General features: G+C 58.7%; 17 protein-coding genes. 13 read left to right on the top strand and 4 right to left on the bottom strand.

Features of this window, described 5'->3' with window-relative positions; translation table 11 throughout:
• Window positions 1-139 precede the first annotated feature (139 nt).
• From pnuC to ACIQY3_RS04240, 8 genes are all read left to right on the top strand, one after another.
• Window positions 140-703 (top strand): nicotinamide riboside transporter PnuC, encoded by a 564-nt coding sequence (gene pnuC, locus ACIQY3_RS04275; RefSeq protein WP_403017574.1) that lies wholly within the window; start codon window positions 140-142, stop codon window positions 701-703.
• Window positions 700-1,224: an AAA family ATPase gene (locus tag ACIQY3_RS04270; protein ID WP_403017572.1), complete on the top strand. Its 525-nt coding sequence runs from the start codon at window positions 700-702 to the stop codon at window positions 1,222-1,224. The genes pnuC and ACIQY3_RS04270 overlap by 4 nt, the downstream gene beginning before the upstream one ends.
• A 331-nt stretch (window positions 1,225-1,555) precedes the next feature.
• On the top strand, window positions 1,556-1,993 hold the full coding sequence (locus ACIQY3_RS04265; protein WP_403017569.1) for a hypothetical protein: 438 nt from the start codon (window positions 1,556-1,558) through the stop codon (window positions 1,991-1,993).
• Between the two features lies 1 nt (window position 1,994).
• The gene (locus ACIQY3_RS04260; RefSeq protein WP_403017567.1) at window positions 1,995-2,567 is read left to right on the top strand and encodes an adhesin; all 573 of its coding nucleotides are present in this window, start codon (window positions 1,995-1,997) and stop codon (window positions 2,565-2,567) included.
• A 55-nt stretch (window positions 2,568-2,622) separates the two neighbouring features.
• Window positions 2,623-3,912 carry a heme utilization protein gene (locus tag ACIQY3_RS04255; RefSeq protein WP_403017565.1) on the top strand — a complete coding sequence of 430 codons (1,290 nt, stop codon included), beginning with the start codon at window positions 2,623-2,625 and terminating at the stop codon, window positions 3,910-3,912.
• Window positions 3,913-3,973: 61 nt separating this feature from the next.
• Window positions 3,974-4,654 (top strand): C39 family peptidase, encoded by a 681-nt coding sequence (locus ACIQY3_RS04250; RefSeq protein WP_403017563.1) that lies wholly within the window; start codon window positions 3,974-3,976, stop codon window positions 4,652-4,654.
• Between the two features lie 33 nt (window positions 4,655-4,687).
• Window positions 4,688-5,461 carry a hypothetical protein gene (locus ACIQY3_RS04245; protein ID WP_403017560.1) on the top strand — a complete coding sequence of 258 codons (774 nt, stop codon included), beginning with the start codon at window positions 4,688-4,690 and terminating at the stop codon, window positions 5,459-5,461.
• Between the two features lie 46 nt (window positions 5,462-5,507).
• A complete protein-coding gene (locus ACIQY3_RS04240) occupies window positions 5,508-6,785 on the top strand; it encodes a hypothetical protein (protein WP_403017557.1) in 1,278 nt (425 codons plus the stop codon).
• 162 nt (window positions 6,786-6,947) lie between these two features.
• Here the strand turns inward: ACIQY3_RS04240 and ACIQY3_RS04235 are convergent, their stop codons facing one another.
• Window positions 6,948-8,273 carry a sigma 54-interacting transcriptional regulator gene (locus tag ACIQY3_RS04235; RefSeq protein WP_403017555.1) on the bottom strand — a complete coding sequence of 442 codons (1,326 nt, stop codon included), beginning with the start codon at window positions 8,271-8,273 and terminating at the stop codon, window positions 6,948-6,950.
• 342 nt (window positions 8,274-8,615) lie between these two features.
• On the opposite strand from ACIQY3_RS04235, the gene ACIQY3_RS04230 reads away from it, so the two are divergent.
• Together ACIQY3_RS04230 and ACIQY3_RS04225 are read left to right on the top strand one after the other, a co-directional pair.
• Window positions 8,616-8,882 (top strand): hypothetical protein, encoded by a 267-nt coding sequence (locus ACIQY3_RS04230; RefSeq protein WP_054046315.1) that lies wholly within the window; start codon window positions 8,616-8,618, stop codon window positions 8,880-8,882.
• Window positions 8,883-9,125: 243 nt separating this feature from the next.
• Complete coding sequence (locus ACIQY3_RS04225; protein ID WP_403017552.1) at window positions 9,126-10,415, top strand: hypothetical protein; 1,290 nt, start codon at window positions 9,126-9,128, stop codon at window positions 10,413-10,415.
• Window positions 10,416-10,546: 131 nt separating this feature from the next.
• Here the strand turns inward: ACIQY3_RS04225 and ACIQY3_RS04220 are convergent, their stop codons facing one another.
• Genes ACIQY3_RS04220 through gnd form a run of 3 tightly spaced genes read right to left on the bottom strand, consistent with a single transcriptional unit; the run spans window position 10,547 to window position 13,865 of the window.
• Window positions 10,547-11,368, bottom strand: a complete 822-nt coding sequence (locus tag ACIQY3_RS04220) for an HAD family hydrolase (RefSeq protein WP_403017550.1) — start codon at window positions 11,366-11,368, stop codon at window positions 10,547-10,549.
• Complete coding sequence (gene zwf / locus ACIQY3_RS04215; protein ID WP_403017548.1) at window positions 11,365-12,888, bottom strand: glucose-6-phosphate dehydrogenase; 1,524 nt, start codon at window positions 12,886-12,888, stop codon at window positions 11,365-11,367. The genes ACIQY3_RS04220 and zwf overlap by 4 nt, the downstream gene beginning before the upstream one ends.
• Window positions 12,885-13,865, bottom strand: a complete 981-nt coding sequence (gene gnd / locus ACIQY3_RS04210) for a phosphogluconate dehydrogenase (NAD(+)-dependent, decarboxylating) (protein WP_403017546.1) — start codon at window positions 13,863-13,865, stop codon at window positions 12,885-12,887. Before gnd ends, zwf begins: the two co-directional genes overlap by 4 nt.
• A gap of 273 nt (window positions 13,866-14,138) precedes the next feature.
• Here gnd and ACIQY3_RS04205 point away from each other — a divergent pair, with 273 nt between their 5' ends.
• From ACIQY3_RS04205 to ACIQY3_RS04195, 3 genes are all read left to right on the top strand, one after another.
• Entirely contained in the window at window positions 14,139-14,318 is a 180-nt protein-coding gene (locus ACIQY3_RS04205; RefSeq protein ID WP_054614859.1) for a DUF6026 family protein, read from the top strand.
• Window positions 14,319-14,612: 294 nt separating this feature from the next.
• Entirely contained in the window at window positions 14,613-16,361 is a 1,749-nt protein-coding gene (locus ACIQY3_RS04200; RefSeq protein WP_403017544.1) for a phosphoethanolamine transferase CptA, read from the top strand.
• A 228-nt stretch (window positions 16,362-16,589) separates the two neighbouring features.
• A complete protein-coding gene (locus ACIQY3_RS04195) occupies window positions 16,590-18,830 on the top strand; it encodes a TonB-dependent siderophore receptor (RefSeq protein WP_403017542.1) in 2,241 nt (746 codons plus the stop codon).
• Window positions 18,831-19,100: the final 270 nt, after the last annotated feature.

The following is a 19,100-nucleotide window of genomic DNA, read 5'->3' as shown; positions in this document are numbered from 1 at the left end:
CATGTTGACTGGCACGACGCCTTCGCGAGCAAGCCCGCTCCCACATTAGTTATGTGCGTTGTCTGACAGCGTCGGGGGAGCCCGCGGCTGACAATCTGGGTACAATCGCCCCCTCTTCGACTTCCCCCAAGGAACCGCCATGTCCGGGCTTGAACTGTTTGCTGCCGCCCTCGGCGTGATCGCCGTCTGGCTGACGGTCAAACAGAATCCCTGGTGCTGGCCGATCGGCTTGGTGATGGTGCTGCTTTACAGCTGGATCTTCTTCGAGGTGAAGCTGTATTCGGACATGCTGCTGCAGGTGATCTACGCCGCGTTGCAACTCTATGGCTGGTGGCAATGGACCCGCGCCGGCGATGCCCATCATGGCCGGCAAGTCAGTGAACTGGATGCGCGTTCAATCCTGCTCGGGCTGGCCGCAGGCGCCATCGGCAGTCTGCTGTTGGGCGCAGCCATGGCCCACTGGACCGATGCCGCTCAACCCTGGCTCGATGCCGCACTGACCGGTTTCAGCCTGGTGGCGCAGTTATGGATGGCGCAGAAACGCGTGCAATGCTGGCCATTATGGATCGTTCTGGATGTGATCTTTGTCAGCCTGTTCATCTATAAAGGCCTGTACCTGACCGCGTCCCTCTACGGCCTATTCACCGTAATTGCCGTGCAAGGCTGGCGTGAATGGCGTGCCGACCCGGCGCTGCACGCATGAAAGTACTGGTACTCACCGGCCCCGAATCCAGCGGCAAGAGCTGGCTATCGGGCGAGATTCAAGCCCGTTTTGGCGGCCTGTTGGTCGGTGAGTACGTTCGGCATTTCATCGACAGCGAAGCTCGCGAGACTTGCTACGACGACATCACTTCCATCGCCCTCGGCCAACTGGCCTGGGAAGATGAAGCACGGGCCAGACAACCGGCACTGTTGATCCTCGATACGCACCTACTGAGCAATATCCTTTGGAGTCGGACGTTATTTGGCGCTTGCCCGACGTGGATCGAGCAGGCATTGCTGGCACGACACTACGATCTGCATTTACTGCTGAGCCCTGAAACCGTGGCCTGGCATGACGACGGGCAGCGTTGCCAACCGCAACTGGCAGAACGCCAGGCGTTTTTCCAGGCCAGCCAGCAATGGCTTGAGTTGCACCACCAGCCTTATCAGGTACTGCAAGGTGATTGGCAACAGCGCAAAGACGCCGCATTCGAGGTTGTGACGCGCTTGCTCGAGGCTTGATCGAGGCACCCCGCCCCGCCCCGAGTGTCCATTTATGAAACACCCCCTCCTGAGCGAACCCGCGAATTAAAGCGGTCAGCGCACTTCAGAATGAAACTGTTAAGCCACTGATACAACCTGCCTTTCAGTGCTCTAGCGAGCACTGCCGCGCCCATGGATGGCGTTTTTTGCGTGGCTCTGTCTCAGTGGCGTAACAAATATCTTTTGACGACCTCAATAATTAAATTCAACCCACTGTTTTTAAAAGAAAACCCAAAACCGGCACACCTTCTGCTCTCTTCCTCGCAACGCTGATAAGGGCCAGCGTTTCATCACAGAAGGAATTGCCGCCGTGGGGAAATTCAATCATCACATTTATAGCCTCCTGCTGATCGGATGCGCATTGGGCTCAAGTGTTTGCCTGCCTGTCCAGGCTGACAACGGCATCATTACGATCAAACGCGATGTTCAGACGCGCAACGCAGTGGTTCCACCGTTAATCCCCGACCCTCACCCCACCACCGTCAATGCCAACCCCTCGCAACATATTCTCAATCAAACGAACGAGTTGAGCGACGGCGACTTTGCCGGTGTCGCCAGTGGTGCAGGCATCAGCCAATTGGTGACTCAAAACACCAACAACCTGGGCGGCAATATCAGCAACCAGTCCCAACTGTCCAACCTGCCCGCCGGGCGTTCGGGAAACTCGGGCAGCGGCATTGCCAACATGGTCAATTCGAACATCACGCAGGGCCTGGGTGCTCTGAAAATCATAACGGGAGACCGTTAGCATGAATCGTTCGCTGCTGATTATCGCCATGTTTTGCAGTGCATCGTCCTTTGCCCAATCTCCCGTCATCGACAACGCCGACATCGACGGCTCGGGCGCGCAGTACCAGGGCAACCTCGGGGTCAACCAGGCGGCGGGCGACCAGCAACAACAGGTCAACGCCCGGGCCATCGCCATTGGCAATAACGCCAATGCATCCACACAGATTCGCCAACGGCTGCGTTCACCCGCGGACCCCCGCATCGACGCCAGCGCCAGCATTCAGGGTAACGCCTTCAGCAACGGTAACGGCGTGCTGGGCGTCAACCAGAGCGCGGGCGCCAACAACCAGCAGGCCAATGCCCTGCGGATAAGCATCAGTACACAGCCGCAAAGTATCGACGACAGCGTCCTCCTTCAACAGAACGTGGCGCTGATCAACAACTCCGATTCAACTGACTCCGCACCAGGCTATCGCCGGGTCGCTACCAGCGATCAGGCCTTCACCGGTAGCCGTGGAGTCATTCAGTTGAATCAGAGCGCCGGGGTGGGAAACCGAACGGCCAACACCGTGAGCGTACGGGTCGCGGATTGACCCAAAACAGGTAAAAAAAACAACACTTAACCTAAAATCAGTACGGAGAATCACCATGAAACCTTCGATGGCAATCAAGCCTCTGGTTTTCGCAATTGCTGCGGTCATGGCTGTTGCTGTACAAGCTGGGCAGCGTGATGACGATCACAATGGTCACCACAATGGCCATAACAATAACAACGGTCAGCACACCCCTCCTCCAACCAGAATCCCTGTCTACGCCACGGCGAATGCTTGGGATACCCAAAGCAGTACCGATAACCGCATTGGCAACGCCGGGACTGTCAACAGTGCCGAGATGAACAACTCCGCCACAGGCACCAGCGGCAACGTCGGCGTCAACGTGGCTGGCGGCGACGGCAACCAACAAGACAACGCGGCCGCTATTGCAAACGCCGCAGCTGCCGCTCCTGATAATGCGTTCGTGTTCGGTACTGCCAGCGCCACCGCTTCCGTCACCCAAACCAGCCGCAACAACCGGGTCGACAACTACGGCAGCAGCGCTACTGCTTCTATGAGCGGATCGGCTAATGGTGGCAGCGGCAACATGGGCGTCAACGTTGCTGCCGGCGACCTGAACCAACAGAAAAACACCATGGCCATTGCTAACACCAATGCTCCACTGGGTAACGCAACAGCCACTGCCTCTGCTTCTCAAACTGGTCCTGGCCTGACCGTTAATAACAACGCCGATCGTACCTATCGCGTGGATACGCTGACCTTCACCACCTCGGCCAGCGGCAGTGCCGACTACGCCAAGGCCAGTGCAGCATCCGGAAGCAAAAGCTCTTCATCGAGCTTTGACGTGAGCGGTTCGAAAAGCTTCGATGCCAGTGGCTCAAAAAGCTACGAGAAGAGCAGTTCCTCCAGCTCTGACTTGAACGCTTCGTTGAACGCTACTCTGGATGCTTCGGTCGAGGCTTCCAGAAACGCATCCTGGGACTATGGCCGTCACAACAATGGCAGCAGCAGTTCGTCTTCCGACGCTTCTCTGACTGCATCGCTTGACGCAACGCTGGACGTATCGATCGATAAATCGCACAACAAATCGGGCAGTTCGTCGTTCGATAAGTCGTTCGATTCCTCGTTCGAAAAATCCGGCAGCAAGTCTCACGAGTCTTCGTATGACAAAGCGAAAGCCTATGCTGAGAGCAGCTCATTTGATCTGAGCAACACGTATTCCTATCAAGTGCTGACTCCAACTGGCTGGGCCAACCCTGTGACCAACACTGCAACCCTGAGCGGTTCGGTGAATGGTGGCAGCGGCAACCTCGGTGTCAACGTGGCTGCTGGTGTGGGCAACCAACAAAGCAACTCGCTGGCCATTTCCAACAACTCGTTCTAATGGCTGTCTCTGGGGCCCCCTCACGGGGGCCTTTTCTTCAACAACCAGAAGGCGTCCCACCATGCGCATTATCGCCTTGGCAATTTTGCTTTGCGTGGCCAGTGTGATCGAGGCTGCACAAATGCCGCTTGCCGTCCTGCCGGGCGGTGCAGTGGTGTACAAGCCGATCCAGAGCGTACGCGAACGTAAATTTGCCGACCTGGTGCAACAGAAAACCGACTTCAGTTGCGGCGCCGCTGCGCTGGCAACCATCTTGCGCCAGGCCTATTGGCTGGACGTGAGTGAAAATCAGATCATCGAAGGCATGCTGGCCCACTCGGATCAAAACCTTGTCCGCGTCCAGGGCTTCTCCATGCTCGACATGAAGCATTACGTGGAAAGTATCGGCATGCGGGCCCGTGGCTACCGGGTAGCGACGGAAACCTTGAGTGAAATCAAGATTCCGGTCGTGGTCCTCATGGACATCCGTGGCTACAAACATTTTGTGGTGTTGCAAAGGGTCCACAAGGGCTGGGTCTATATCGGCGATCCGGTACTCGGTCACAAGCGTTTCACCGTCGACGACTTTGTCAAAGGCTGGAACGGCATCATCTTTGCCGTCATCGGCCAGGGCTACGACAAAAACAACGCTTTGCTCGAACCTCCCATGCCACTGACCGCCAAGAACCGCATCAACGCATTCAGCCCGGTGCAAGACGCAGAGTTGATGGATTTCGGATTCATCCAAAGCGACTTCTTCTAATAACAAGGGAGCACGAAGCTCCGGGAGCATCCCATGAAAACTTCAACCTGGCTGGCTGTGGTTTGCTTGGCCGCCAGCCTGCCCACCCAGGCAGAAATATTCAAACCCATTGAACTGAGGGATCAGGAATTGGCGACCCTGCGAGGCCGGTTTGTCATGCCGGGACGGATCGTCAGTTTTGGCGTTGTCATGACCACTACTTGGCAGAATGCCAACGGTGCGCTGATCGGGGCGACCTCCGCGATGCAAATTCAGCAAAACACCGTCAAGCCGCAGTTCTATGTGTCGATGATCGACGAAAAACCTGGGAGCTCAGCGAACTCGCAAAGCTCCAACGCCATCCCGGCCACCGGTACAGGCACTGTCACTGGCGGCAACGGCCTCAACAGCACCGAAGGCGTCACTCAAGTGGTGCGGGCTGCCGGCGACAACAACACCGCCTACAACAACGTTGATATCAACGTCGCAAAAGCCAGCCAGGTCGACCAGGCCCCTGCTACGCAACCGCAGGGCCAGGCATTGACTGCGGGCACGACGCTGGTCGGTAACAATGATGCTGGCTCGCTCAGCGTTTCTTCAACCAATACGGGAGTGCAACTCAACATCGTGGCTAACAACAACCAGGGCAGCACCATGCAACGCCTGGCCCAGGGTGGACTGATGCAGAACACGACTTTGCTTGGCAGCAGCAACCAGGTGCGCAACCTCACCTCCCTCAATGTCGTACTGCGTGACAACGTACCGACAACCGGGTCCGTGAGCGGCAATCTGGACCAGCTCAAAGGTCTTCGCACTATCGGATTCTGATCTACGCTCAGTCTCATCGGATTTAATCAGAAGGGACGGCTAACCCATGCACCGATCGTTAACGTTCAGAGCTATCGTCTGTTTGAGTAGCCTGACCCCGGCGACACTGCTGTACGCAGCACCGGATCCTCAGGTCGAAGCACTAAAACAAGAACTCACGGAGTTGAAACAGCGTTACGAAGCACAACAGAACGCTCTGATGGTACTTGAGCAGCGCGTTCGCCAAGTCGAACAAGCCCCTGCGACACCGGCTCCCAAACGCCTGACCAAATCCCCGGCCGAGCCGGTCAAGGGCCAGACGGTGGCCGCCGGTGCGCCTGGAACCACTGGCAGTTCCTACGGCCAATCGCTCAAGGATGATTCGGAGCCGGCGCAAAGCGTTTCCAACCTGTATGACGAAGCCAGCGGGTTCTTCGGTGGCGGCAAGTTCAGCCTCGAAACCGGCGTGACCTACACGCACTACGATACCCGGGCATTAACGCTCAACGGCTTCCTGGCACTGGACTCGATCTTTCTCGGCAACATCAACCTCGACCGCATCAAGGCCGACAACTGGACCCTGGACCTGACCGCACGCTACAACGTGGCGCAACGCTGGCAGTTCGACATTAACGTCCCGATTGTCTATCGCGAATCGACGTATTCCTCCGGTGGCGCGGGTGGCGCTGGCCCGGTGACGTCGGACGCAACCGTTACACGGGATCCGACCATCGGCGATGTGAACGTCGGCGTGGCTTACAAGTTTCTGGATGAGTCGGCCAACTGGCCCGACGCGGTTGCCACATTGCGCGTCAAGGCACCGACCGGCAAGGACCCTTACGGCATCAAGCTGGTCAGTGACCCGACCAACGATAACCTTTCGGTACCCGAAGACTTGCCTACCGGCAACGGTGTCTGGGCGATCACTCCGGGGATCTCGCTGGTCAAGACCTTCGACCCGGCCGTGCTGTTCGGCACGTTGTCCTACACCTACAACATGCAGGACTCTTTCAGCGATATCAGCCCTCAAGTCGGTTCCAAGGTTAAAGGGGACGTGAAACTGGGTGATTCCTGGCAGGTCGGCGCCGGTATCGCGTTCGCCTTGAACGAGAAGATGAGTATGTCGTTCTCGTTCACCGATCAGTTCGCCCGCAAGAGCAAGATCAAGCCGGACGGTGGCGATTGGCAATCGATTTCAAACAGCGATTACAACTCGGCCAACTTCAACATCGGCATGACCCTGGCGGCTACGGATAACCTGACGATCGTGCCTAACCTGGCCATTGGCCTGACCGAGGACTCGCCAGATTTCTCCTTCAGCCTGAAATTCCCGTACTACTTCTGATCCACAACAACGGCAAAGCCCCGCCAGGACTTCAATCCTGGCGGGGCTTTTGTTTGTGGGGTTCGGGGAAAAGATCGCAGCCTCGTTTCACTCGACAGCTCCTACAAGGGATTCGCGCGAACCTGTAGGAGCTGCCGAAGGCTGCGATCTGTTGATCTTGCGTTAACGTATCTGATGCTTGTGCAACAAACGGTAGAAAGTAGGCCTGGATATCCCCAGCACCTTGGCGGCAATGCTCAGATTGTCGCTGTGACGGTTGAGCACATCGCACAAAGCCTGGCGTTCAGCCCGGGTCTTGTAGTCTTCCAAGGTACCCATCGGCGCGACAATGGTCTGCTGGCTGATCAGCCCCAGGTCTCGCGCTTCGATCTGGCGCCCTTCAGCCAGCACTAACCCGCGACGTACCCGGTTGGCCAACTCGCGAACATTACCCGGCCAGTCATGCTTGCCCATGGCGATCAGCGCGTCTTCGCTGAAGCTGCGCGGACGGCGACCAGTTTCATGGCTATAGAAATGGGAAAAGTGGTTGGCCAGCATCGATAAATCACCGTGGCGTTCACGCAGCGGCGCGGTGACCACTTGCAGCACGTTGAGGCGGTAGTACAAATCTTCGCGAAAGCGTTTCTTCTCGATGGCCGCTTCAAGGTCGACGTGAGTTGCCGCCAGTACCCGCACATCCACCGGAATCGGCGTACTGCCGCCGACATGCTCGATGTGTTTTTCCTGGAGGAAGCGCAGCAGATTGGCTTGCAGTTCCAGCGGCAAGTCGCCGATCTCATCGAGAAACAGTGTGCCGCCATTCGCGGCTTCGATCCGCCCGATCTTGCGTTGATGCGCGCCGGTGAAGGCGCCTTTTTCGTGGCCAAACAGTTCGGACTGGATCAGGTGCTCGGGAATCGCCCCACAGTTGATCGCCACAAAGGGTTTGCTGTGACGCTGGGATTGCCGGTGCAGGGTGCGGGCGACCAACTCTTTGCCCGTGCCGCTTTCGCCGCGGATCAATACCGGCGACTCGGTGGGCGCCAGTTTGCTCAAAAGCTTGCGCAGTTCGCGGATCGGCTTGCTGTCACCCAGCAACTCATGTTCAGGCTGATCGATATGAATCGTGCCCTGCCCGCGCAGGCGCGCCATGCCGAATGCGCGCCCGAGGGTCACCTGGACCCGGGACACATCGAACGGCAAGGTATGGAAGTCAAAAAACCATTCGCACACAAAGTCCCCGACGTTTTGCAGGCGCAGGACTTCCTGGTTGAGCACGGCAATCCATTCGGTGCCGCTGCGGCTGATCAATTCTTTGACGGCTTCGGGGCGTTCCAGGTGAAACGGCTGCAATCGCAAGAGGCCGACATCACAAGTTCGATCAGCGGCGTTTTCCAGCGTACAGCTGTCAACATCCCATCCTACAGAGCGCAAACCCGGCAAAAGACGATGGCAATCGTCGCAAGGATCAACCACTAACAGACGTCGTAAGGCAGGCGCTTCGATCATGACTGTTCCTTGGCGCCAAATTTAAGGAAATATTATTAAAAACAGTCATTTGGCGGACCTGGCTGTAACATTAGCAAGAATTTGACGTGACCTTGTATCGTTTGATTATAGGAGTCTTAAGTAATTAGTTATAAGAAGGCAGTTTGTTAGTTACCTAACGACTGAAGCTTTCACCCAGCTTTCAAAAACTGCCTGAATATTGAGTATATGAAAGAAAGTTGAATTTTCTTTGGATTGTGTGTGACCCAACCCCCTATTGAGGGCATCAGTACAAGTAACCAGCCGAACGGTAAGCCCAACCGACGGCACATCACTTGATTGGGCATATAGAGAGAAGATCCCATGACCGCCCCGCTCCGTATCAACGAAGCTCTTTTGATTGCCGACCGCGCGTTCAAGCCATTTCAATGCGTCGCCTGGGCCCCACAAGACGGCAACGGCGAACTCTGCCTGAGCGTGATCGACCGCACCAATACCCGCATCGGCCGCGCGCAGATCCCGAGCAGCGCTTATTCCGATCCGGTACAACTTGAACATCTGCTGGAACAGGCCCGCGCTGCACTCAGCGAAGATGGCTACACATTGCAATCGTGGTCCATGCCTCATTAATTAAAGATCAAAAGATCGCAGCCTTCGGCAGCGCCTACATTGGAATATACGTTTCCTGTAGACGCTGCCGAACGCTGCGATCTTTTGCTTTATGGTTCCAAAAGACACTGTTCTGGCACAAAGCGACCCTCCGCCTGTTAGTTATGACAGTTGTGCGTCCAGGCATTCAGGGATTGAATGTTTCGCACGCGCAGTCACCCTCCCGGCTACCGGGATGAGGGCGACTGGCAAGGAGATGCGTGCATGCCAACCCAGACCGCTTTCGCCCGCCCCGCCACGGTATATTCAGCCGGGCACCTTGATCCGGAATTTGCCGCCGCCGGCAAGACTCAAGTCTATTTCGCCGGCAGTTCCTCAAGCATGGCCAACGGTGTCGCCATCGACCCACAAGGCCGTTTGTTGGTCGCGGCCAAAGTCGGCACCCACGGCGGTAGTCGCTATGGTCTGGCCCGCCTGCTGGAAGACGGCTCGGCAGACCTGAGCTTTGGCAATCAGGGCAGCCTGATCGGCCAATTCGCCTTGGGCTTCGAAGCCATGGCCAGCAATGTGCACGTCCTGCCCAGCGGCGATATTCTGCTGGCCGGCCTGCACTATGAAAGCGCCCATCGCACTCTGCCCGCCCTGGCGCTGTTCGATCCCCATGGTCAACCGGTTCGCCGCTTTGGCGACAACGGCCGCCAGGTGGTACGGCTCCCCGGAGACCTGTCCCAAGGCTTGCGCGACGACTGGCTACCGCCGGGCGTGCCGGGCGCCGAAGCCTGCGATATAGCCGTGCAGGCGGATGGTCGAATCCTGCTGCTGGCCAATCATCATTTCGAACTCGCCGATCACGTCGGCCTGCTGATCCGCCTGAGTGCCGACGGCGCTCTGGACAATGAGTTCAACGGGCGTGGTTTCGTGCTGGTCCGACATCTGCTGATGAACACATGGCTCGGCAGCCTGATGGTGCAACGGGACGGGCGAATCCTGGCGGGTGGCTCGATCAATTTTCCTGCGCAAGGTTTGCTTGCGCGTTATCACGCCGATGGTCGGCTGGACGAAAGCTTTGCCGTGGATGGTTTCATGACCTTCACGGCGCAGGGCCGCAGCGCCCAGATCAGCCAGATCGTCCAGCAAGACAACGGCGACCTGCACTGTTTTGGCAGCAGCCGCGACCCGATGCATTGCCTGTCGCTGAAACTGCACAGTAACGGCCGCCCGGATAAGCATTGCAACGGCGGTCAGCCGCAACGCCTGGAAATCGGCCACAGCGGCAGTCAATGGACCGCCGCCCAGGTTCAGCCGGATGGCGGCATCCTGGCCGTCGGCGCCACGATTGGCGGGGTCGAAGCCGATTTCATCCTGGCCCGCTATCTGCCGCAAGGGCAGCTGGACCGCAGCTTTGCCAATGGCATCGGCTGGGTTCGTACCCGCTTGGGCCGCAGCCTGGACACGGCCACTTCCCTGGCCGTGCAGGACAACGGCCGGATCGTCGTTGGCGGCTACTCACTGGACGGCAATTACCGGGCGGTCGTGGCGCGCTATCTGGGCTAGCCCTGCGATTAACCAACGGCCCAATAATGTGAGAGCGGGCTTGCTCGCGAAGGCTGTGTGTCAGTTGATATTGATGTCGACTGATACACCGCCTTCGCGAGCAAGCCCGCTCCCACAGGGGTCTGGGTGAATCAGCGAGGGAGGATGTATTGCTCGATCGCTTGCGCCGCGCCGTCTTCGGTGTTGGCACCGGTGACCACATCCGCCTGGCGCTTCACCGCCTCTTCCGCCTGACCCATGGCAATCGATAACCCGGCGCGATGGAACATTGCCGGGTCATTGCCGCCGTCGCCCAGTGCAGCGGTTTGCTCCAAAGGCACGCCGAGGAACTCGGCCAGTGTCGCCAGCGCCGCGCCCTTGTTGGCTTGCATCGCGGTCACGTCCAGATAGATCGGCTGAGAACGGGACACCTGAGCCTGACCTTCGACCTTGGGCAACAACAGCGCTTCCAGCTCAATCAACAAGTCAGCGTTGTTGCTGGTGGCGACGATCTTGTCGATGCGTTCCAGGTACGGCTCAAAACTCTCGACCACCACCGGTGGATAACCCAGGCCGTGCTGTTCGCGAGGCACCATCGGCCCGTTCGGATCTTTCAGCAGCCAATCGCCACCGCTGAACACCCAGATTTCGATGTCCGGCCGGTCGGCAAACAGCGCCAGTGCGGTCAATGCTGCAGTGGCCGGCAAGTAATGCGCGACCAACAAACTGCCGTCCGGGTTAACGATGGTGCCGCCATTGAACGCCGCAGTCGGCAGATCGACGCCCAGGGCTTCGATCTGCTGCAACATGGCTTTCGGCGGCCGGCCAGTGGCCAGGCTGAAGAAAACCCCGGCCTCGCGCAATGCACGCACTGCTTCGATGGTGCGCTGGCTGAGGCTGTGATCGGGCAACAGCAAGGTGCCGTCCATGTCGCTGAGCAGAAATCGGATGGGATGTTTCGCCGTATCACTCATCCGAGGCTGTGCCAGACGCGACCGTCACGGGCCAGCAGGTCTTCTGCGGCTTGTGGGCCGTCCTCACCCGCCGGGTAGCTCTGCACGCTCGCGTCCTGCTGCCAGGCGTCGAGGAACGGCTGCACGGCGCGCCAGCCGTTCTCGATGTTGTCGGCGCGCTGGAACAGCGTCTGGTCGCCGGTCAGGCAATCGTAGATCAGGGTTTCGTAGCCGGTGGACGGCTGCATCTCGAAGAAGTCCTTGTAGGCGAACCCCAGCTCGATGTTGGCCATCTTCAGCGCCGGCCCCGGCCGCTTGGCCAGCAGGTCGAACCACATGCCTTCGTTCGGCTGGATCTGGATCCGCAAATAGGTCGGCTGCAACTCATCAACTTCGGTGTCGCGGAACTGCGCGTACGGCGCAGGCTTGAAGCAGATGACGATCTCGGTGTCGCGCACGCTCATGCGCTTGCCGGTGCGCAGGTAGAACGGCACGCCGACCCAGCGCCAGTTGTCGATCATGACTTTCAGCGCGACGTAGGTTTCAGTGTTGCTGTCCGGCGCCACGTTGCCTTCCTGACGGTAACCGGCCAACGGCTTGCCGTCGACGTCGCCAGCGGCATATTGGCCACGCACCGAGTTGGCCCGCGCCTCTTCGACGGACCAAGGGCGGATTGCGCCGACCACCTTGGCTTTCTCGCCACGTACCGCATCGGCGCCAAACGCAGCCGGTGGTTCCATGGCCACCATCGCCAGCAACTGGAACAGGTGATTGGGCACCATGTCCCGCAAGGCGCCGGTGTGTTCGTAAAAACTGCCACGGGTTTCCACGCCGACGGTTTCGGCGGCGGTGATCTGTACGTGGTCGATGTAATGGTTGTTCCAGAACGCTTCGAACAGGCTGTTGGAGAACCGGCTGACCAGAATGTTCAGCACGGTTTCCTTGCCCAGATAGTGATCGATCCGGTAGATCTGCTTTTCCGACATGACCTTGAGCAAGCAGGCGTTCAAGGCTTCGGCGGTTTGCAGGTCGGAACCGAACGGTTTTTCGATCACCACCCTTCTGAACGCTTCCGGGGTTTCTTCGAGCAAACCGGCGCTGCCGAGGCGGCGCACCACTTCACTGAAGAAACGTGGCGCGGTAGCCAGGTAGAACACCGCATTGCCGGTGCCGCTGTCGGCGATTTTAGCCGCCAGGGCTTGATAAGTGCTGTCGTCCAGGAAATCGCCCTGAACGTAGCTGATGCCTTTGGCCAGTTTGGCCCACAAGGCCGGATCAAGGGCTTCATCGCCCTTGCCGACCTTGGCGGCCGCTTCGGTGCGAATGAAGTCTTCGAGCTTTTGCGCGAAGGCTTCATCGCTGATGGCGTTGTGGTCAACGCCGATGATCCGCAGTCCATTGCCAAGCAGGCCGTCGCGACTGAGGTTGTACAGGGCCGGCATCAACAGACGCTTGACCAGATCACCATGGGCACCGAACAGGAACAGCGTGGTCGGTGGTGCGGGTTCTGCCTTGGATTTCCTGCGGATCGTATTACTCATTTTTTCGATGTCTCCACGTGGCCGCCGAAGCCGAAGCGCTGGGCCGAGAGAATTTTGTCGCCAAAAGTGCCTTGGCCGCGGGAACGGTAGCGGGAGAACAGCGAGTTCGACAGCACCGGAACCGGCACCGATTGCTCCATGGCAGCTTCGATGGTCCAGCGGCCTTCACCGCTGTCAGCCACCGAACCGGAGTAGCCGTCGAGTTTCGGATCGCTGGCCAGGGCGTCGGCGGTCAGGTCGAGCAGCCAGGACGAGACGACGCTGCCACGACGCCAGACTTCGGCGATGTCGGCGACATTCAGGTCGAAGCGCTGGTCTTCCGGCAGGTTTTCGCTGGATTTGGTCTTGAGGATGTCAAAGCCTTCCGCGAAGGCCTGCATCATTCCGTATTCGATGCCGTTGTGGATCATCTTCACGAAATGCCCGGAACCCGCAGGGCCGGCGTGGATGTAGCCGCGCTCGGCACGGTCGTCGTCGGACTTGCGGTCCTTGGTGCGCGGGATGTCACCCAGTCCCGGCGCCAGGCTTTCGAACAACGGATCGAGGCGCGTGACGGTCTCGGCGTCGCCGCCGATCATCATGCAGTAACCGCGTTCCAGGCCCCAGACGCCGCCGGACGTGCCGACGTCAATGTAGTGCAGGCCTTTTTCCGACAAGGTCTTGGCACGGCGGATGTCATCTTTATAGAAGGTGTTGCCGCCGTCGATGATGGTGTCGCCGGCTTCGAGCAGGTTGCTCAGGGTGTCGATGGTGTCTTCGGTCGGCGCGCCGGCCGGCAGCATCACCCAGATCGCACGCGGCTTGGCCAGGCCCGCGACCAGCGCCGGCAGGTCGGCAACGCCGGTGGAGCCTTCTTTGGCCAGGTTCTCGACGAAGGCGGTATTGCGGTCGTAAACAACGGTGGTATGCCCGTTGAGCATCAGGCGCCGCGCAATATTACCGCCCATGCGGCCCAGTCCAATAATCCCGAATTGCATGTGCTGATGCTCCTTACTGCTAATAATGTGTGTCAAAGGTTATAGCCCAACGCGACCAATGAGGGTTAGTCCAGAGCATTGGGATGAAGTTTCCGGGCATTGTGCCCGATCCAGACTGATAACGTCGGGAATCGTGCCGAAGACACACCGACCATGAAAAATAAAAAAGTTCCATTCATGGGCAAAAGAAATCAAAATCGGTGCCGATAGTGTTTATGTCGCTCGCAAGAACGACACAATCACAGTTGATGCAGGCCATTTGCGAGGTGAGCAATGGACACAATCGTTACCGCACGTCCCCCACAAACTCTCTACGTCACGATCCGTCGTGATGAACTGCGCCAATTGAAAGACGAGCGTGACACCTTGAAGACCCAGGTGGCCCAGCTCAGGCAATTGTTGCAGCAACAGGCTCAATTGTCCGGGCAGCCGATGCCCTCGCTGAGCGCCTGATCCCCCTTTCAGTACCCCACCATCCCCTGTGGGAGCGGGCTTGCTCGCGAAGGCGTCCTGTCAGTCAGCCTCTGTGTAACTGACACACCGCTTTCGCGAGCAAGCCCGCTCCCACATGAAAAGCCATTGGCGCTGCCCCTTCCTGTCGCATTCCTGAACGAAACTCACAAAGTTTTCACATTCGTCTAGCGATACTCCCGATCCTTGTGGCTGTCCGGTTCTCGTGCAGCGGTTTCTCGTAGGTTCGTTTTATGACGCCGGCGACTCCATGACGCCGGTGGGAGTACGTACTTAATGGCATTGCTCAAACGCAGCAAAACGTCTGCGACAGGTTTCGATTGGGCCGGGTTCATCTGGCTGTTTGTCTTCTTCTGGTACTTCTCCGGCATTACCCAACTGCTGATCCAGCTGACCGGCACGTCCGGTTTCACCGGGTTTCGCCAGGCGTTTGTGATGAGTGCCGTGTGGCTGGCGCCGATGCTGCTGTTCCCCAAGCGCACCCGCCTGATGGCCGCGCTGATCGGCGTGGTGCTATGGGCTTGCTCGATGGCCAGCCTGGGCTACTTCTTCATCTATCAGCAGGAGTTTTCCCAGAGCGTCATCTTCATCATGTTCGAGTCGAACATCTCTGAAGCCGGCGAGTACATGACCCAGTACTTTGCCTGGTGGATGGTGCTGGCGTTCCTCGCGCACACCGCGTTCGCCTATTTCCTGTGGACCCGCTTGCGCCCGGTGTACATGCCCCGTGGACGCGCGCTGGTGGCGGCGACTGCGATCCTGGTGGCGGTGGTCGGTTATCCGCTGATCAAGCAAACCGCGCGCACCGGCAGCCTGGCCGGCGGTTTCGAGAAGTTCGAAACCCGCATCGAGCCGGCGGTGCCATGGCAGATGGCCGTGGCGTATCACCGTTACCTCGACACCCTGGCCGGCATGCAAGACATGCTCGACAGTGCGAGCAAGATCGCACCGCTGAAAAACCTCAAGAACACCATGGCCGACCAACCTTCGACCCTGGTGCTGGTGATTGGCGAGTCTACCAACCGCCAGCGCATGAGCCTGTACGGATACAACCGCGAAACCACGCCGGAACTGGACAAGCTCAAGGATCAATTGGCGATCTTCAATAACGTCATCACCCCGCGCCCCTACACCATCGAGGCGCTGCAACAGGTACTGACCTTCGCCGACGAAGAGAACCCGGACCTGTACCTGACGACGCCGTCGCTGGTCAGCATGATGAAACAGGCAGGCTACAAGACCTTCTGGATCACCAACCAGCAGACCATGACCAAGCGCAACACCATGCTCACCACGTTCTCCGAACAGGCCGACGAGCAGGTGTACCTGAACAACAACCGCAACCAGAACGCCGCCCAGTACGATGGCGACGTGATCGAGCCGTTCAACAAGGCCCTGAGTGACCCGGCGGCGCACAAGTTGATCGTCGTCCACCTGCTCGGTACGCACATGAGCTACCAGTACCGTTACCCGCCGACGTTCGACAAGTTCAAGGACCGCACCGGGGTTCCGGCCGGCGTAAAAGACGCCGAAGTGCCGACTTACAACAGCTACGACAACGCGGTGCTGTACAACGATTTCGTGGTGTCGAGCCTGATCAAGGATTACGCCAAGGTCGATCCCAACGGCTTCCTGCTGTACCTCTCCGACCACGGCGAAGACGTCTTCGACTCCCCGGGCCACAACACCCTGGGGCGAAACGAGAACAAACCGACGGCACCGATGTACACGATTCCATTCATGGCCTGGGCTTCGCCGAAATGGCGTGACACCCACGACTGGAACTTTGCCGCCGACCTGAGCCGCCCTTACAGCAGCTCGCAGTTGATCCACACCTGGGCCGACCTGGCCGGCCTGAGTTTCGATGAACTGGACCGCAGCAAGAGCCTGGTCAGCGACAGCTTCAAGCCGCGACCGTTGATGATCGGCAACCCGTACGAACGCCAGCAACGTCCGCTGATCGACTTCAGCCTGATGAAACCCAAGGCTGCAGTGACGGAAGTCCCATCGGTGGTCAAGCAGTAACACCGCAATACCCCCATGTGGGAGCGGGCTTGCTCGCGAAGGCGTCGTATCAGTCGATATCAATATTGACTGACCCACTGCTTTCGCGAGCAAGCCCGCTCCCACATTTTTTTTGCGCGTTGAAACATCCAGAGATGACAATTATTCTCGTTTAACGCTAAATCCCTCCGCTCCCCTTCGTCTTTGAGCAAACGGAATTTTTCCCTCGAAGACAAGGAGTCGGCTGCGATGTTTGCGCCTATCACCCGTTCCATGACCTTGACCCTTGGGCTGTGCAGTGCAGCCCTGAGCCCGGATTTGCTGGCCGAAACCGATCCTGACAAGACCCCGGCCGCCAGCGCCCTGGAACTCGCCAGCACCAATGTCACCGCCGAAGGATTGGGCAGCACCACCGAACACACCGAGTCCTACACCACCGGCGCCATGAGCACCGCCACGCGGCTGAACCTGTCGATCAAGGAAACGCCACAATCGGTGTCCGTGGTCACTCGCCAGCAAATGGACGACTTCAAGCTCGGCACCCTCTCCGAAGCCATGAGCCAGACCACCGGCGTGGTGGTCCAGCACAACGACTCTGACCGGGTGAGCTATTCGTCTCGCGGCTACGAGATCAACAACTTCCAGATTGACGGGATGCTCAATACCTTCGGGCGCATGAAGTCCGACTCCGACACCATCATCTACGGCTGCATCGAAGTGGTTCGCGGCGCCACCGGGTTGACCACCGGTGCCGGCGACCCGTCGGCCACCATCAACATGGTGCGCAAGCGACCGACCGCGCAATGGCAGGCCCAGACCGGTGTCAGCGGCGGCAGTTATGACGATTACTACAGCTACGTGGATGTCGGCGGCCCGCTGGCGTTCGACGGGCGTTTGCGCGGGCGCAGCGTGCTGGCCTATCGCGACAGCCAGTCGTTTCGCGATCATTACAAGATGCAGCGGGAAGTCGGTTATGGCGTGCTGGAAGCCGATCTCACCGACGACACGCTGCTGGCGGTGGGTTATGACTATCAGGACAAACAGGTCCAGGGCACGTCCTGGGGCACGGTGCCTTATTGGAATTCGTCCGGCGGCAAGGCCAACCTCGGGCGCTCCACCCACATGGCGACGTCGTGGAGTTCCTGGCCGCTGAAGGACAAGACCGCCTTCGCCAACCTCGACCAGCAATTGGGCGGCGGTTGGCACCTGAAGGCGGCCTATACCCACCGGGATAGCGATACGGATGGCAAGGTCTACTACGGCGGCGGTGGTTTCCCGAATGACGATCGCAGCGGCATGAGCGCCTACCGTGGCCACATGCTCGGCACGCAGAAAATGAATACCTATGACATCAACGTCGCCGGTCCTTATGCGTTGTTCGGGCGCGAGCATGAACTGATGTTTGGTTATGGCGAAGCCGAACGCAGCTCGGAATCGCCCTACACCGTGGGCGGCGCCGTTCCTGCGGGCTACGGCAACATTCCCGACTGGAAATACATGGGCGACATCGCCAAGTTTCCCGACACCGTCACCGGCCTCACCGGCGACTCGGACAGCACCCGCCAGAAGGCCGGCTACCTGGCCACGCGCCTGAGCCTGACCGACCGCTTTCATGCGGTACTCGGCAGCCGCTATGGCAGCTGGAAAACCTCGAAAAAGAACTACAGCTACGATAAAAGCCTGCAACTGACCGGCGTCGAAACCACTCCCCAGCAACAAAGCGATATCTGGACGCCGTACGCCGGATTGCTCTACGACCTCACGCACGAGTACACCGTCTACGTCAGCTACACCGACATCTTCAAACCCCAGAATAATCGCGACGCCAACCACAAATACCTGGAACCGGTGGTCGGCAGCAACTATGAACTGGGCCTCAAGGGCAGCTTGCTGGAAGAGCGCCTGAACGTCGCAACAGCGGTGTTCTGGAGCAAGCAGGATAACGTCGCCGAGCTGGACGACTCGGTGCCGCAAGACCCGCTGACCGGTGAGCAGTTCTATAAGTCCGGGGGCAAGGGACAAAAGGTCCAGGGCTTCGAAGTCGAAGTCTCCGGCGAAGTCATGACCGACTGGAACATGACCGCCGGTTACACCTACACCCACGCGGCCAACGGCGATAAGCAGCGTGCGAACACCAGTGAACCGCTGAACATGTTGCGGCTGTCCACGGCCTATCGCCTGCCCGGCGACTGGCATGCGCTGACCGTGGGCGGCGCGGTGAACTGGCAGAGTGATATCTGGGGCAATTCCAATCGCCCGATCGGACGGGACGCCCAGGGTGATCTGATCACCGAAAACGCGAAGATCCGCCAAGGGGCCTACACCGTGGTCAAGTTGATGTCGCGTTATGCGTTCGACAAGCACCTGTCCGCCTCGCTGAACGTGGATAACCTGTTCGACAAGAAGTATTACGACAACGTTGGCTTCTACAACGGTGTGTTCTGGGGTGACCCACGCACGGTGACGTTGAGCCTTGACTGGAAACTCTGAGCCACAGCCGCGATCTACCAAGGGAGTGAGCTTGCTCACTCTCACAGGGATCTGCGCCGAACGCAGTACTGACTTACAACAAAGATCCCCTGTGGGAGCGGGCTTGCTCGCGAAAGCGATAGAACATTCAACATTGATGTTGCCTGACACTCCGCCTTCGCGAGCAAGCCCGCTCCCACAGGTTGATCCCGGTTAACCCCGGCTTAATGAGCTCTGCCGATACTGCGCCCACGCCCTTGAATCACGGATGAAAGGCACCCCGTCATTCTT

This window comes from Pseudomonas sp. NPDC096950, assembly GCF_044762525.1.
Classification (GTDB): domain Bacteria; phylum Pseudomonadota; class Gammaproteobacteria; order Pseudomonadales; family Pseudomonadaceae; genus Aquipseudomonas.
Note: the sequence above shows the minus strand (reverse complement) of the source record. Positions and strands in the feature narration are given on the sequence as shown.